The sequence below is a fragment of the Bartonella sp. AC62GZZY genome (genome assembly GCF_042196525.1).
Classification (GTDB): Bacteria; Pseudomonadota; Alphaproteobacteria; order Rhizobiales; family Rhizobiaceae; genus Bartonella.
In genome coordinates, this window is sequence record NZ_JBHIQN010000052.1 from 1 (window position 1) to 1,641 (window position 1,641).

A 1,641-nucleotide genomic window follows, 5' to 3' on the forward strand; every position below is an offset into this window, starting at 1 on the left:
TCATTACGCAATTGTTGTATGGCTTGCTTTTTTTGCGTTGTACTCTTTTTCAAGTCTTGAGCGAGTTTAAAAGATAATCTGATATATTTGGTCAACAAGTAAGGAAGCCGGATCATAACCATAACCATTAAAATGGCAATGATAACGACCCCTAAAAAAGCCAAATGCTGCATCATAATGCTCCCTTTTTTTCCCTATTGCATTGATGTGAAATCATCATTTTTATCCTCTGCTCAAACAAATGTTTCTAATTCCTTTACTGTTTCTTGCACGCCATACTGAAGGAGACTATGGAGAATTAAAATGACAGGTAAAGAAACAACAATACATGTCCAGACCCATGACAGCAGTCGCATGACAAAATCAATAAAGTGAAGCACTATCATAGGCACGTAATTGTGCAAAAAAACCGCAGATTTTGGAAGAAAAGCAAAAAAAACGACAACACCTGTGCTAAGTGCAACCATAACGAAGGCGATAGAAAAGATCATAAAATAATCTTTTTTTGAGAGAAGCAAGGATTCTTGAAAAGAAAAGGCACGCAACTGTGTTGCAAGAACTGTATTCTGTCCCCTACCCTCTGCCTGATAATGCCTCAAATTCTGCGCTGCACCCTTTTTTAATTTTCGCTGCGTCACCAATAACAAGATTGTCCGTTTTATCAACGAATAATAAAGTGCAACGATTGTCACCACGGTAGAAAGGAATACCATAAAAATTGCAGAACAAATAAAAATTGCCGTCCCTACGGCAATCAACATTCCAATGATTAAAGAAGCGCTCACTTTTCCCCCTATTGTCTTCTGTTAAGAGATTGATTGTCTAGCTGTTTCTGCTCTGGTAAGTTTTCCCATTGTAGCATCATTTCCTTCACATCCCGTTTAAATACGGCGTTAAAGACAAAAAAGAGCGGAAACAACCCAAAAAGAACGCCAAAAATTATTTGCGGCAAGAAACATAAAAAAGCCCAAACACTATTCCATCCCGCATCAAGAACATGCTGAATTATAGGATTTTGGAATGGGTGTTTAAGACTTTCCTGAAAACTTTCTTGTTTCATTTGTCCCAGTGCTTGGAGCTGTTCTTTGGATATAACGTGAAAAAATTCCAAAGGGCTCATATAGGCAGACGCGGAAAAAAGCACCAACAAGAGGATAGCCAAACAACAAATGATGATATAATCGCCTGTTGAGAGAGCCGTCCATTTTTTGAAAGCTTCTGATTGATCCAACACGGGCTGCGATACAAAGGCCCTATCTCCCTTATGGGCAGATTGGTGTTGTGATTTATCTTCGATCATACGGATACTCCCCCCACTTCTAAAATTCCCACTCTTCAATATTTGATAGCACGCCACCAGCGCGGTAGATTCGCTTAGCACTCTTCTCAGAGTAAAGCAAGCACTATAATTCCCCTCTATGTATTTTGTTCACTTGCCTTATACGCGCTTATACATGAAGCGCTTACAAGCCCAAACATCCCTTTTCCCCAGGAAGGGTGTTCTATTGAAAGCCAAGCACGCGGCCAAGATCAACCTCAGTCCCAGATCAACCTCATTCATTGCCCTCATCGAAAACTTCCTCAAGTACACGACACGCCCTACGCTTACCTCTTCCTCAAGAAATTTCAATCCCTTTGCCT

General features: G+C 40.3%; 2 protein-coding genes. Both read right to left on the reverse strand.

Annotation, left to right across the window (positions count from 1 at the left end; translation table 11 throughout):
* Positions 1-233: 233 nt before the first annotated feature.
* Positions 234-785, reverse strand: coding sequence for a hypothetical protein (locus ACFIML_RS09065; RefSeq protein ID WP_375607594.1), 552 nt, complete (start codon positions 783-785; stop codon positions 234-236).
* An 8-nt stretch (positions 786-793) separates the two neighbouring features.
* Positions 794-1,300, reverse strand: coding sequence for a hypothetical protein (locus ACFIML_RS09070; protein WP_375615514.1), 507 nt, complete (start codon positions 1,298-1,300; stop codon positions 794-796).
* Positions 1,301-1,641: the final 341 nt, after the last annotated feature.